11 protein-coding genes are annotated in these 13579 nt (G+C 61.5%); 4 read left to right on the top strand and 7 right to left on the bottom strand.

The window, feature by feature from the left end; genetic code table 11:
• Positions 1-3: 3 nt before the first annotated feature.
• From lipA to AB4Z35_RS23315, 3 genes are read left to right on the top strand one after another with little or no spacing between them, the layout of a single operon-like run.
• Positions 4-993, top strand: a complete 990-nt coding sequence (lipA, locus tag AB4Z35_RS23305) for a lipoyl synthase (RefSeq protein ID WP_442099653.1) — start codon at positions 4-6, stop codon at positions 991-993.
• 33 nt (positions 994-1026) lie between these two features.
• Positions 1027-1785 carry a M15 family metallopeptidase gene (locus AB4Z35_RS23310; RefSeq protein ID WP_442099655.1) on the top strand — a complete coding sequence of 253 codons (759 nt, stop codon included), beginning with the start codon at positions 1027-1029 and terminating at the stop codon, positions 1783-1785.
• On the top strand, positions 1782-2498 hold the full coding sequence (locus AB4Z35_RS23315) for a L,D-transpeptidase family protein (RefSeq protein WP_442099656.1): 717 nt from the start codon (positions 1782-1784) through the stop codon (positions 2496-2498). Before AB4Z35_RS23310 ends, AB4Z35_RS23315 begins: the two co-directional genes overlap by 4 nt.
• An 87-nt stretch (positions 2499-2585) precedes the next feature.
• Here the strand turns inward: AB4Z35_RS23315 and AB4Z35_RS23320 are convergent, their stop codons facing one another.
• The 7 genes from AB4Z35_RS23320 to AB4Z35_RS23350 form a co-directional block, all read right to left on the bottom strand.
• Positions 2586-3974, bottom strand: coding sequence for a purine-cytosine permease family protein (locus tag AB4Z35_RS23320; RefSeq protein WP_442099658.1), 1389 nt, complete (start codon positions 3972-3974; stop codon positions 2586-2588).
• Between the two features lie 46 nt (positions 3975-4020).
• On the bottom strand, positions 4021-4761 hold the full coding sequence (locus AB4Z35_RS23325) for a TorF family putative porin (RefSeq protein ID WP_442099660.1): 741 nt from the start codon (positions 4759-4761) through the stop codon (positions 4021-4023).
• Between the two features lie 109 nt (positions 4762-4870).
• The gene (locus AB4Z35_RS23330) at positions 4871-6610 is read right to left on the bottom strand and encodes an amidohydrolase (RefSeq protein WP_442099662.1); all 1740 of its coding nucleotides are present in this window, start codon (positions 6608-6610) and stop codon (positions 4871-4873) included.
• Between the two features lie 18 nt (positions 6611-6628).
• The gene (locus AB4Z35_RS23335; RefSeq protein ID WP_442099663.1) at positions 6629-8425 is read right to left on the bottom strand and encodes an amidohydrolase; all 1797 of its coding nucleotides are present in this window, start codon (positions 8423-8425) and stop codon (positions 6629-6631) included.
• 201 nt (positions 8426-8626) lie between these two features.
• On the bottom strand, positions 8627-9646 hold the full coding sequence (locus tag AB4Z35_RS23340; RefSeq protein ID WP_442099665.1) for a helix-turn-helix transcriptional regulator: 1020 nt from the start codon (positions 9644-9646) through the stop codon (positions 8627-8629).
• Between the two features lie 87 nt (positions 9647-9733).
• Complete coding sequence (locus tag AB4Z35_RS23345; protein ID WP_442099667.1) at positions 9734-10576, bottom strand: nitrilase family protein; 843 nt, start codon at positions 10574-10576, stop codon at positions 9734-9736.
• Positions 10573-12072: a purine-cytosine permease family protein gene (locus tag AB4Z35_RS23350; RefSeq protein WP_442099669.1), complete on the bottom strand. Its 1500-nt coding sequence runs from the start codon at positions 12070-12072 to the stop codon at positions 10573-10575. Before AB4Z35_RS23350 ends, AB4Z35_RS23345 begins: the two co-directional genes overlap by 4 nt.
• Before the next feature lie 199 nt (positions 12073-12271).
• On the opposite strand from AB4Z35_RS23350, the gene AB4Z35_RS23355 reads away from it, so the two are divergent.
• Positions 12272-13174 carry a LysR family transcriptional regulator gene (locus tag AB4Z35_RS23355; RefSeq protein ID WP_442099671.1) on the top strand — a complete coding sequence of 301 codons (903 nt, stop codon included), beginning with the start codon at positions 12272-12274 and terminating at the stop codon, positions 13172-13174.
• The last annotated feature ends 405 nt before the right edge of the window (positions 13175-13579 follow it).

The raw sequence follows: 13579 nt of genomic DNA on the forward strand, positions 1-13579 counted from the left end.
TACATGAGCACTATTGTGGAACCGACTGGTGCAGGCCCGATGAAAATAGAAATCGGCACCAAACTGCGCGGCGCGGACAAGGTTGCGCGGATTCCGGTAAAGATCATTCCCACGGATGTACTCCCGCGCAAACCCGACTGGATTCGCGTGCGCATGCCGATCTCTCCCGAGGTCGAGCGGATTAAGCAACTGCTACGCAAACACAAGCTGCACAGCGTCTGCGAAGAGGCCTCGTGCCCCAACCTCGGCGAGTGTTTTTCCGGTGGCACCGCCACGTTCATGATCATGGGCGACATCTGCACCCGTCGCTGCCCGTTCTGCGATGTCGGCCATGGCCGACCCAAGCCGCTGGACGCCAACGAACCGATGAACCTGGCCGTGGCCATCGCCGAGCTGCGCCTGAAGTACGTGGTGATCACCTCGGTGGATCGCGACGATTTGCGCGACGGCGGCGCCCAACACTTTGTCGATTGCCTGCGCGAGATCCGCAAGCTGTCGCCCGGCGTGCAACTGGAAACCCTGGTGCCGGATTATCGCGGACGCATGGACGTGGCCCTGGCAATCACCGCCACTGAGCCGCCGGATGTGTTCAACCACAACCTGGAAACCGTGCCGCGCCTGTACAAGGCCGCACGGCCGGGTTCGGACTTCGAGTGGTCGCTGGACCTGCTGCAGAAATTCAAGCACGCGGTGCCCCACGTGCCGACCAAATCCGGGCTTATGCTGGGCCTGGGCGAAACCGACGAGGAAGTCATCGAGGTCATGCAGCGCATGCGCGAGCACGACGTCGACATGCTGACCCTCGGCCAGTATCTGCAGCCCTCCCGCAGTCACTTGCCGGTGCAGCGCTTCGTGCACCCGGACACCTTTGCCTGGTTCGCCGAGGAAGGCATGCGCATGGGCTTCAAGAACGTCGCGTCCGGGCCGCTGGTGCGCTCGTCCTATCACGCCGATCAACAACTTCATGGAGGTGCAGGCGGTTTCAAGCCATGATGGGTTGACTGGTCATGCATGGAGCCGCTCCCGATGTCTCGTTCACCCTGTCTGTTGTTGCTGTGCCTGAGCCTGGCCCTGCCGTGCATGGCCGACGAGCCGAAACCCGGGCACATGGTGTATCTGCGTTCGGTCGACCCGGGCATCGAACAGGACATCCGCTACGCCAGCGCGCACAATTTCACCGGGCATCCGCTTGACGGTTATCAGGCGCCGGAGTGCCTGTTGTCCGAGGACGCCGCCAAAGCCCTGGCCCGAGTGCAAACGGCGCTGAAAGCCGAGGGTTACGGTTTGAAGGTATTCGACTGCTATCGACCCAAGCGTGCGGTGGCGGACATGGGCCGCTTCGCCACCGAGCCCGGCGACCCGCTCAAGACCGAATTCTATCCACGGGTCGACAAGCAGGACTTCTGGCGCCTGGGTTACGTGGCCCGGGTGTCCAATCATTCCCGGGGCAATACCGTCGACCTGACCCTGACCGGCCCCGACGCCCTGCCCGCCGACACCTGGACACCTTCGGCCACGCCGGTGGATTGCACCGCCCCTTACGGCCAGCGCTGGCACGACGGCGCGCTCGACATGGGCACCGGTTTCGATTGCTTCGATGAACGGGCACACACCGATTCGGCGCTGATCAATGCCACGGCCAAAGCCAATCGCCAGCGACTCAACAGCGCGATGGAAAAAGAAGGTTTCAGCGGTTATTCGGCCGAGTGGTGGCACTTCACGTATAGCGGGAATACGCAGAAGCCGGACGTCATGGACTTCCCCATTACGCCGTTGGCGCCATGAACAATCTGCTCAAAACCCTGTTGCTGCTGTTTTTTCCATGGGTTGCGATGGCCCAAGGACTCGACGGCAGCGATCAGCTGATCGTGGTTACCAGTAAAAACTGGGATGACATTCAAGCCACTGCTCAGCGCTATGAGCGGCACGGCAAAACCTTTGAAAAATTCGAAGCGCCGTTTGCGGTGGTGCTCGGCAAAAACGGCATGGGCTGGGGCAAAGGGTTGCTCGACATCAGGCAACCTGAAGGACCGGTGAAACAGGAGGGCGACGGCAAGGCCCCGGCCGGCATGTTCAAGCTGGGCACCGMGTTTGGCTACGCGCCTTCGGCCGACACTCGCCTGCCCTACTTGCCGCTGACGCCGACCATCGAATGCGTGGATGACAGCCAGTCGGCTCGCTACAACGAGTTGGTGGACGGCACGCTGGTCGCCAAGGACTGGACCAGTTCCGAACGCATGCGCCGCAACGATGACTTGTACCGCCAAGGCATTTTCATCCAGCACAACACCCCGGCTACCCCCACTGCCGGCTCGTGCATTTTCTTTCACATCTGGCGCGGCCCCACGGCACCGACCCGTGGTTGTACGGCCATGGACCCGGCGGATATCGCCCAGCTGTTCAACTGGATCGACCCGGGCAAATCCCCGGTGCTGGTGCAATTGCCCGAAACGCAGTACGAGCAATTGCGTGAGCGTTGGAGCCTGCCAGCACGTTAATCACGCCTGACACCGAACCTGTGGCGAGGGGGCGGTGCGGCGTTCCGACAAGCCCCCTCGCCACAAAAGCTCGCCGCTTTTCCGGTGTTAACCCCGCTCAACCACCACGGCACTCATCGACGGCTTCGCCAGCGCGTAATAAATCACCCCCGGCACCAACAACCCGACGATCCACGAAATATCCACACCGCCCAGTTGCGCGACCATCGGCCCGGAGTAGAAATGGGTGTCGACAAAGGGCAACTGGATCAACACGCCGATCACATAGACGCTGATCCCCAGCACGTTCCAGCGACCGTAGCGCCCTGCCGGGTCGGACAGTGCCGGGACGTCGTAACGCTCCTTGTTGATGAAGTAGTAATCCACCAGGTTGATCGCGCTCCACGGAGTGAAGAACGTCAGCAAAAACAGGATGAAGTACTTGAACGAGTTGAGGAACGAGTACTGCCCCAGCAATGCCAGCGTGGTGGATGCCGCGACGATCAGCAGCACAAACAGCATGCGTTGGCGGGCGGTGATTTCCAGGCGACGGCAGAAACCGCTGAGGATGGTCGCCACGCACATGAAACTGCCGTAGGCGTTGAGGGTCGACACCGTGACCTTGCCGAACACAATGCTCAGGTACAGCAAGGACGCGATCACCCCGGTACTGCCCAGGCCGACAATGGTCGCCACTTCGTGCCCACGGAAATTCGCCCCGGCCAACGCGGCGGCGAACACCCCCAGCACCATCGAAGCCTGAGCCCCCAGCACCGTGCCCAGACCCACGGCAGCAAAGGTTTTCCACGATGAAGTCTTGCTCGGCAGATAACGCGAGTAATCCGCCACATAAGGACCGAACGCGATCTGCCAGGACGCCGAGAGCGACACCGCCAGCAGGAAGGTGCTCCAGCCAAAATGACGATTGTCGAGCAGCAGGCCGATATCGTTGAGGGTCATCAAACGGGTGAACAGGTAGGCGAAAGCGATGATGCCCAGCACGCTGGCCACCCGCCCGACCAGGTGAATCACCCGATAGCCGAAGATCGTCAGGAATGCGATGCACGCCGCGAAAATCAGGATGCCGGCGCTGTCACTGACGCTGATCAACTGCGCAATCGCCTGCCCCGACAGCACCGCGCCGGTGGCGCTGAAACCGAGGTACATCAGGCACACCAAAACAATCGGGATCGCCGCGCCATACACCCCGAACTGCACTCGGCTGGAGATCATCTGCGGCAGGCCGAGCTTCGGCCCTTGCGCCGCATGCAGCGCCACCACGGCACCGCCGAATAGCTGACCGATCAGCAAGCCGATCAGTGACCAGAACACATCGCCGCCGAGTACGACGGCCAGGGCGCCGGTGACGATGGCGGTGATCTGCAGGTTGGCGCCAAGCCACAGGGTGAATTGGCTATAGAGACTGCCATGACGCTCAGCCTCGGGAATGRAATCAATCGAGCGGGTTTCGATCAGGGGACTTCGTTGCACACTCATGACGGTGTTTCCTTTGAGGAACTGTTTTTGTTATCAGGGATAGAACTTAGAAGGTCTTGGTGGCGCTCGCCACCACCGTGGCCGAGCACAGATCGTCATAGCCATACCAGCCACTGCACTCGCTTTTCGTCAGGTCGGTGTCGACATAACTCAGGCCCCAGGTCACGCCGACGAAGTCGCGGGTCAGCTTGGCTTCCCACTCGTAGTAAGCCTCGCGGTTGTCGCCGTTGGCGGACCAGAAGGCCGGGTCTTTCACATCGTTGCGCCCCACCCGCAGCTCCAGGCCGACCTCGGCCGGCAGCGTGAACTTGTAGCCGACGTAGGTGTAGAGGGTGTCCTGGTCTTCACCGAAAACGTTCGGTGTGTCCTTCGAGTAATAGGCGCCGAGCTTCACGCCATAGACGTCGAGAATGGCGTAGATCTCACTCAGGTTGAATTCGGAATTTTTCGGGTAGTCGTACTTGATGTAGCCCAGATCGAGGCTGATCGCGTCCGTCGCCTGCCAGTAGTACCCGGCGTAGTACTCAAGTTCCTGCCGGGTATCGAAGCCGCCACCGAAGTCCACATTGGAGGTCCAGGCGCCAATGTACAGGCCGCTGCTGTGCAGCAATGTTGCGCCGGCCTGGGCCGCCGGATCGCCCAGGGTCTGCGAGATGCCGCGGCTACGGTAGTCGCTGACGACGCCCAGGGTCATGTCCAGGCTGAAGTCATCGTTGAGGGCCAGGGCCTGGCTGGTCAAAGGCGCCAATGCCAGTGCTGCGAGGGTCAAAGCTGAAAGTGCGTTCATGCGCTTCTCTTGTTTTTATGGGGGTACGGGGAATTTCAGCCACGGCGCTGCCAGGCCCGTCGCAATGCGAGGGGCCTGGCAGTTTTCAGGCAGTGCGGTTGAACGCAGGTCAGGACGCGGGCGCGTAGACCTGCTTGCCGGCGAAGAAGGTGTTCAGGACTTTGGTCTCGAACAGGTCGTCATCGCTGACCTTGAACACATCGCGGTCGAGGATGATCAGGTCAGCCTGCTTGCCCGGTGCCAGCGAACCGATCTGCTGCTCCAGGCGCAGGGTTTTGGCGGCGTTGAGGGTGTAGGCGTAGAACATGGTCTGGCGGTCGATGCTCTCCTTGGCATTGAGCACACCCAGCGGCCCTTTGCGCGTGCTGGCCTGGGCAATGGCGTTGAACGGATTGGGGCTGGACACCGGCCAGTCGCTGCCGCCGGCAATCACCGCGCCGGCGTCATGCAGCGACCGGGCAGGATACTGGTAACCGTAGGCGAAAGCGCTGATGTAGGGTTTGACCAGTTCGACTGTGTAGGTCTCGCCGGTGGCCCACAGCAGTTGCATGGAGGCGATCACCCCCAGTTGCTTGAAGCGCGCAAATTCCTTGGGATTGACCAATTGCAGGTGAGCGATGCTGTGCGGCACCGGCGTCGGGTCGAGCTTGCGCGCATAGGCCACGCCATTGAGCGACTCACGCACCGCGCGGTCGCCGACCGCGTGCATGTGCACGATCCAGCCGCGTTTTTCCGCCGCCACCACCAGCTCACCAAAGTGCGCCGGGTCGATCAGCAGCTGACCATTCTTGTGGCTGTTCTTGAACGGTACGATGACCGCGGCGGTCTGCCCCGGAAATTCGAGAATGCCGTCGGTGAACACCTTGATGCCGGGGAACGTCAGGTTGGGAACGCCTTCGAACTGCTTCATCACCGTGGCGATCACTTCCAGATCGGCCGGGCGGCTCTTCGGATTGGTGACCATCAATGCCGCGACGTGAGCACTGAGTTCACCGTTCTGCGCCAGCGCCTTGTACAGCGGCAGCACGCCGACACTTTCCGTGGTGGCCTTGAAATCGAATAGCGAATCCTCACTGCCACCGTTCGCCGCAGCATCCATCCAGGCGGTGATGCCGTATTGATTGTTGACCCTCACCGCCTCGCGAGCGGCCTTGAGCATGGTCTCCGGGCTGGGCGCGGGGATCCCGCTGCGCACCACGTCCCAGCGGGATTCGGCAAAGTAACCGTTAGGCGTGAAGTCCTGTTCATGCCCGATATAACCGCGCTCTTTTTCCGGCAGGCTTTTGACCAGTGCTGCGTCGATATTCAGACGCTTGAGCATCGCGTTGTTGGCCCAACCGGTGTGGCCGTCGATGCCGCTGAATACGATGGGCTGATCGGCCCAACGCCCCTGATTGAACACCTTGCCCAGTTCACGGCTTTTCTCCCAATAGGCCGAACTGACCCCGGCCACGCTGATCACATCACCGGCCCGGGCACGGCCGGCCTTGTCCTCTTCGATCAACCATTGCTCCAGTTCCGGCAAGGGTTTGACCTCGTCCAGCAGATTGGCTTTCATGCTGTCGAAAGCGCCCACGACCGGGTGGCTGTGGGTGTCGATCATGCCTGGCATCAACACCTTGCCCGCCAGGTCGATACGCCGGGTCCCGGCATCGGCCAGGGCGTTGATTTCGGCATTACTGCCCACTTTCAGAATCTTGCCGTCTTGCACCGCAACAGCCTGTACCAGCGCCTGGCCGGGTTCGGCGGTAAAGACCTTGCCGTTGAACAACACCAGGTCGGCGGCGGCCATCGCTTGCACCGACGATAACGCCAGCGCGGCGGCCAACAGGTTTGGAATCAATCGCATCGGAACGCTCTCTAATTTTTATGGGGCGGATCGGGAAGTAACAGCTTGGGAAACTACCTGTGGCGCAAGCCCCATGAACGGCGCCTTGGCCCACACGACCTTGCCGCCGACCAGCGTCAGCAGCACGTCGTTGCGACCCAGTTCCTCCTCGGGCACCTGCATGAAGTTCTTGTCCAGCACGATCAGGTCAGCGAACTTGCCGACTTCGACCGAACCCACCACCGCGTCCAGCTTCAGCTGTTCGGCGGCATTGAGGGTGATGCTGCGCAGCACTTCGGCTCGCGACAGCGCCGGATCGGCGTTGAGTCGCCCGGCGTACTTGGGGCCATAGCTGTGCGGGTTGCTGGGGTCGCCGGAGCGGGTAACGCCGACCTTCAAGGCGAGGAACTCATCCAGCGGATCGACCGGCCAATCGCTGCCAAACGCCACCCGGCCGCCGGCACGGGCGATGCTGCCCGAGGGTTCCATGCGCTCGAATCGCTCGGCACCGAGGTGATCGCTGGTGCCGTCGACCGTGGACGGTGCCTGCTGTGCCCACTGGAACGACATGGTGGCCGTGACGTCCAGTGCCTTGAAGCGCGAATAGTCAGCCGGATCGACAGACTCGGCGTGAGCGATGGCCGGGCGGAAATGATTGCCCGGCAGTTGCTCGCGCACGTAGGCAACGCTGTCCAGTGCATCCCGCACCGCGCGCTCGCCGGTGGCATGCAGGTGCGGATCGAACCCGGCCTTGACCGCCTCCAGCAACAACGGATTGAGCACTTGCGGCGGGAAGTACAGTTCGCCCAGGTTTTTGCCCGGTGTCCACTTCGGCGCCTTGTCAGTGCCGCTGTTGTGCAGGTACGGCGTCAACATGGCCCCGGTGTCCGCCGGGGCATTGATGATGCCGTCCATGAACAGTTTGACGTGGCGCATGCTCACACCCGGTGCGACTTTCACTTCGCCTTGGTCGTAGGTATTGGCCAGTGCCTTGGCCTCGGCGATGGTTTTCGCCGGGTCTGCAGTCGCAGCGGCCGGGTCGAGTTTGATCGCCAGCAAGGCCCGGGCGGTCAATTCACCGGACTTTTGCAGGCTGCTGAAGCCCTTGCCGTTTTCCGGGCCGGACAATGCGTCGAAGAAACTGGTGATGCCCTGTTGGCGCATGGCGTCGAGGGCAGCTCGCAGCTGGTTGAGTTTTTCCGCGTCGGTGGCGGGCGGCACCACGGCGGCCATCGATTCGGCGGCTCCGTCCTCGCAGATGCCGTTCGGGTTGCCGGCGCTGTCACGTCGGTACTTGCCGTCTTCGGGGTCCTTGGTCTGCTGGTTGATGCCGGCCATTTCCAGGCCACGGGAATTGGCCAGCACGGTATGAAAATCGGTGGAGCGGACCTGGATCGGCCGTTTGGTCTTGAGCGCATCCAGGGTCGATTTGTCGGGGTCACCGTCGAGCCCGGTCATGCCCATGCGATCCCAACTGCCCACTTCCAGCCAGACATCCGGGCCCTTGTCCTTGTCGGCATCGAGACAGGCCTGGATGCTCGCCTGGAACTGCTTGCGGGTCATCGCCTGGTACTTCAGATCGCACAAGGTCATGGCGCGACCGCCGTCCCCCGGGTGCATGTGGGCATCGACGAAGCCCGGCATCAGCATGCGCCCGGCCAGGTCGATCAGTTGTGTTTGCTTGCCGATGTAGGCGTCGACCCCGGCATCGTTGCCCACGTAGACAATCTTGCCGCCGGAAATGGCAATGGCCTGCTGCACGGAATCCTGGCCATCGACGGTGTAGACGTAGCCATTGCGCATGACCGTGTCGGCGGGCGTCGCGCCCAATGCCATGCAGGAAAATGCCGTTGTCGACGCAACGGCGATGAACAACCTGGAAAGTCTCAAATGCCTCACCCCTGTTCTTATTGTTTTGAAGCGGCCCGAAGCGACTGCACAAGCCCTTGATAGACAGGGACTACCCTATAGGGCGCAACGCTCGAATGGACCTCTGCAAATGAGGAGGGGTCAGGCAAATAATTGAAACGGCGGGGATTAATCCCGGCGCACGGACTCCACCAGCGCACCCGGCGAACGCAGGACCGAGCCCAGCTCCACCTTGCTTTTCACACCGAGCTGCAAGTAGCAATTACGCAAATAGGTGCGCACGGTCGCGGGGCTCAGGGCGAGGAGTTTGGCGATCTCTTTGTAGGAATGGCCGGCGGCGAACAGCATCGCTGCGGTGCGTTCCCGTGGTGCCAGGCCATCCCCGCCCGACGGTGCCTCGAGGGAAAGGATGACGTGTTCGGCGTTGGGGCTGAGGGTCAGGGCGCAGCGGCCCAGACGAATCACACAGGGGGCTTTGGACAATTGCGCAACGACTTCGACCGGCAGTGTCGAACCGCGCCAGCCGGGCAGTTCGCGCTGAATCGCGGCACACAACCGGGCGCCGACATAGAGCAGACTGCCGTCCATGCGCGCGACCCCGAAGTCGCTCGCACCATTGTCGGTGTCGAAGCGGATCATGTCCTGCACCTGAAACCGCCACAGCTGGAACAGGTGATCGCAGTAAGCCGCAAACAGCTCGCCTTCCGTTTCGTTGAATGCCTGCTCATGCTCACCACGGTAGAGGCAGACGAAGAACATCAAGCCGCTTTCCGGCAGTTCGAAGGTGATGCACATCAAATGAAACAGGTCGTGACGCCGGGCGAAGTCGTTGACCGCTTCGCAGGGGTCGTTGAAACCGCTGTCGCGCAACACCTCGCCGGGTTGATTCAAGGTGGTATGGGAGAATTTGTCGTTGGCCGCTACCGGCTGCCATTCGGCGGCAAAGGATTCGGGCAGGTTGATGCGTCCGTGCATCCAGCTTTGCGGGGTGGTGTTGCTCGGTGGCGACATCTCGCCCCACCACGCAGAGGTGAAGGGCACCAGTTGAGCGAATGTTTGCAGGCCATCGGCGATGAACCGCGACGCCCCGCTTTCCCGTGCCAGCCGCCCCAGGTGCAACACGCAATGATTGAACGCCTTCAGCGTGGCCAGCGACCTGTTGTCGTCAACCTGGTTTGCCCCCTCCATTTTTGCGATCCCGTTCACTGCATGGTCTGTTGCCGCGACGATGCCATAGGCTCGGGAATGGCGTCCAGTTCGCCGTGACATCAACGGTTACAAACTGCTGTTCAATCCGTACAACTGTGGTCTGCGGTCCTGATGCAGGTCGTTGCGGGCGCTGATGCGCTTGTTGCGCGCTTCGGCGAGGTTCAGCGTCGCCAGCAGGATTTGCTCGCCGCCCTGCTCCGCCGGACCGGCCAAGGGGTAACCGTCAGCATCGACGATGACCGACCCTTGCACCCAGCCGACCCCGCGTTCATGGCCATAGCGATCGCATGCTGCAATGAACATGCGGTTGACCGAGGCATTGGCCTGCACCCGCAAGACTTCCGCCGGGCGCTCGGTTTGCGGCCGCGGACCGTCGGGCCAGTTGACCGGCGCACACAACAGATCGGCTCCGGCCAGTGCCGGCAGTCGCACCCACTCGGGAAACTCCAGGTCGTAGCAAATCAGCATGCCGAGACGCCCATGAACCGTCTCGACCACCGGTGGCGCGGCATCGCCGGCGCTGAAGATTTCTTTTTCGGCGTCCCACAGATGCGCCTTGCGGTACACCGCACGCAACCCTTGGGCATCGATCATCGCCGCGCTGTTGGCCAGCTCATCACCGGGCAGGCGCTCGCAGAATCCGCCGACTATCACCAGGTTCAGCTCACGGGCCAAGGCCTGCCAGAGTTGCAAGGTCGGGCCATCAGTGGTTTCCGCCAGGGTCAGCGCTTCGTCGCGGTCGGCAAACAGATAGCCGCTCTGCACCAGCTCAGGCAGCACTACGATTTGCGCGCCCTGGTACGCCGCCTGACGAATCGCGCGCTCGGTGAGCGTACGGTTGTAGCCCAGGTCACCTATTTTCGGTGCCAGTTGGCAGCAGGCGACCACAGTATTTTTTACGCTGTTCAACGCCCTGCCTCCGCAGATGAGTGGGTCATGGCGACGATGTCGCTTTCGCTCAGCGCGTCGATCACCCGGCGTTCGGCGGCCAGATCAATCGAGCGGCTGAGCAGGTAATAGGTCAGCCCCGAGACCACCAGGCCCACCAGCCAGGCGATGTCCACGCCTTCGAGAACCCGCGCCAGCGGGCCGACGAAAACCTCTTTGCCGGCGGCGGCATCGAAGATGTAGAAGAACGGCACCATGGCGGCGAAGCCGATCAGGTACGAGGCAATGCCGCGAAATTGCCAGGCGCCGTAGATGCCCTTCGGTGTGAAGAAATGCGGGATCGCATAGCGGCCCTTACGCACGAAGAAGTAGTCGACCAGGTTGACGGCGGTCCACGGTACGAGGAAGTACAGCAACAGCACGAGGAAGGTGTTCAGCAGCGCGATACCGTCCCCTTTGATCGACAGCACGCAGGTCAACAGAATCACGCTGATCACACTGATCGACAGCACGCGGGCGCGGGGAGTCGGGGTGATTTTTTTGATCGAGTCGACACCGGTCAGCAGCGTCAGCATGGCGCTGTAGGTGTTGAGCGCGATGATCGGCAGGAAGCCCGCCACCGAGACGATCACCAGCAGATTGCCCAACCCCGGCACCATCGAGGAACCGACCTGATTCAACGCCACCAGCGCATCCGCTGCTTTCAACTGCTGCGCCATCCAGGCGCCGAGGCCGATCATCCAGCTGCCGGACAACGAGGCGCCGATGAACACCGCGGCGATCAGTTTCGCCCGGCTGGTGTTTTTCGGCAGGTAACGGGAATAGTCAGACACGTAGGGTGCATAGGAAATGTTGTAACTGGCACCGATGGCGAACAGCGTGGCGAAGGCCACCCAGTTGAAGCCCAGATCGGTCGCCGGCGTGACGCCTTCCTGACCCGCACCGAACATCAAGGCGATGGTCACCAGTGCGTACAGCGGCAAGGTCGCCAGCAAGGCCCACTTGAAGGCCTTGTGCATCAGGTCGTGGCCGTAGATCGACAACAGCGCACCGATCAGCACCACCGCGACGGCGACGATGGTCGGGTCGATGCCGAACACATGCTCAAGGCCGTTCATGATCAGCGAGATATTCACCACGTTGAAACCGACGAACACAAACATGGTCGCCATCAACGCCAGGATCACCCCGCGATAACCGAACTGGGCGCGGGACTGGATCATCTGTGGCAGGCCCATTTCCGGGCCCTGGGAGCCGTGGAACGCCATGAAAATGGTGCCGAACATGATGCCCAGGGCACCGGCGAGCATGGTCCACAACGCCGACAAACCGAGGCTCGGGCCGACAAAACCGATGGAGATGGTGAAGAAGTGGAAATTGCCGAGAAACCAGAACGGTCCCTGGCTGCTGAGTTTGGCGTGGCGTTCGCTTTGCGGAATGTAATCGATCGAGTGGCCTTCGATGGCCAACCCGCCACTCGACTCGGCGGCGCGCGCAGACACTGGGGAACCTGACATACGATTGTTCCTATGCTGTTGTTTGTTGTTTTTGTGGGTACAGCGCTCGCTACGACGTCCAGTTCAGGTGAAACTCCAGAAAAAGCTGACGATGACGCTGGTTTCACGGCAATGTAGGGTGTGAGTTCGGGCAATAAAATATCGCAGGCACACTGTTCACATAGATCAAAATCTATGTAAGCGAGAATCGGGAGCCCCCATGCTGGGAACTGTATCGGAGCTGGATCTGCGTCTGATCCGGGTATTTTTGACCGTCGTTGAGGCCGGCGGCATTTCGGCGGCACAAACCGCCCTCAACACCACGCAGCCCACGATCAGCGCGCAGTTGGCGACGCTGGAAGCCCGGGTCGGTTTCCGCCTGTGCGAGCGCGGGCGCGGCGGGTTTTCCGTAACACCCAAAGGCACACAGTTCATCGAGGCGGCCCGACGCTTGCTGGCGGCGGCCGAGGGTTTTCGGGTCGAGGTGCAGCACATCAACCGCAAAGTCTCGGGCAGCATCAACATCGGCCTGCTGGGGCAAATCGATCCGGTGGCGAACAGGAAAATCGGCCTGGCCATTGCCCGTTTGCGGGCTCGGCACGAGGGGCTGTACTTCCATTTCACCGAGCTGTCGTCGTCCCTGCTGGAAGAGAAAATCATCAACGGCCATATCGACCTGGCCATCGGTTACTTCTGGCACCGCTTGCCCAGCATCGATTATTTCCCGCTGTTCCCGGAAACCCAGATCGCCTACTGCGCGCCCTCGCATCCGTTGTTCGGGCAAGTCGGCGCACTGACCCGCGAAGATGTCAGCGGGTTCGACTGGGTCTGGCCGAGCCATCCGCTGCCGGAAATGCCGGCCCCCACGTCAATTGAACGCCTGACCGTGCTCACCGACAGCATGGACGGCGCGGCCCTGCTGATTCTGTCAGGCCAGCATTTGGGGTTTCTGCCGCAGCACTACGCGACCCGCCATGAACAGCTGGGACAGTTGCACCCGCTGAATCCGGACCTGCTGCGCTATGAGGTGAGCTTTCATGCGGCGGTGCGGCATTCGTCTCGCCAGCGCGATCTGGTGAGTGCGTTCCTGAATGAGTTGATCGAGATTTTCGAAGCGCCGTAGGTCCTGTGGGAGCGGGCTTGCTCGCGAAAGCGGTGTATCAGTCAACATCAATATTGACTGTAGCGACGCTTTCGCGAGCAAGCTCGCTCCCACAGGGGTTGGTGGGTGTACGCAAAATCTGCCAGCAACCGAAATCACTGTGGGAGTGAGCCTGCTCGCGAAGCGGTGGGTCAGCCAATATCAATACTGGCTGTAAGGACGCCATCGCGAGCAGGCTCGCTCCCACAGGGGGTGGTGGGTGTACGCAAAATCTGCCAGCAACCGAAATCACTGTGGGAGCGAGCTTGCTCGCGAAGCGGTGGATCAGCCAACATCAATGCTGGCTGTAAGGACGCCATCGCTAGCAGGCTCGCTCCCACAGGGTTAGTGGGTGTACGCAACATCTGCCAGCAACTGAAATCACTG

The organism is Pseudomonas sp. KB_15 (genome assembly GCF_052114525.1).
GTDB lineage: Bacteria > Pseudomonadota > Gammaproteobacteria > Pseudomonadales > Pseudomonadaceae > Aquipseudomonas.

What these genes read in the sequence shown, in the direction of transcription:
- lipA (WP_442099653.1), top strand. Translation starts at nt 4, where the DNA reads ATGAGCACTATTGTGGAACCGACTGGTGCAGGCCCGATGAAAATAGAA.
- AB4Z35_RS23310 (WP_442099655.1), top strand. Translation starts at nt 1,027, where the DNA reads ATGTCTCGTTCACCCTGTCTGTTGTTGCTGTGCCTGAGCCTGGCCCTG.
- AB4Z35_RS23325 (WP_442099660.1), bottom strand. Translation starts at nt 4,761, where the DNA reads ATGAACGCACTTTCAGCTTTGACCCTCGCAGCACTGGCATTGGCGCCT.
- AB4Z35_RS23330 (WP_442099662.1), bottom strand. Translation starts at nt 6,610, where the DNA reads ATGCGATTGATTCCAAACCTGTTGGCCGCCGCGCTGGCGTTATCGTCG.
- AB4Z35_RS23335 (WP_442099663.1), bottom strand. Translation starts at nt 8,425, where the DNA reads ATGGCATTGGGCGCGACGCCCGCCGACACGGTCATGCGCAATGGCTAC.
- AB4Z35_RS23340 (WP_442099665.1), bottom strand. Translation starts at nt 9,646, where the DNA reads ATGGAGGGGGCAAACCAGGTTGACGACAACAGGTCGCTGGCCACGCTG.
- AB4Z35_RS23350 (WP_442099669.1), bottom strand. Translation starts at nt 12,072, where the DNA reads ATGTCAGGTTCCCCAGTGTCTGCGCGCGCCGCCGAGTCGAGTGGCGGG.
- AB4Z35_RS23355 (WP_442099671.1), top strand. Translation starts at nt 12,272, where the DNA reads ATGCTGGGAACTGTATCGGAGCTGGATCTGCGTCTGATCCGGGTATTT.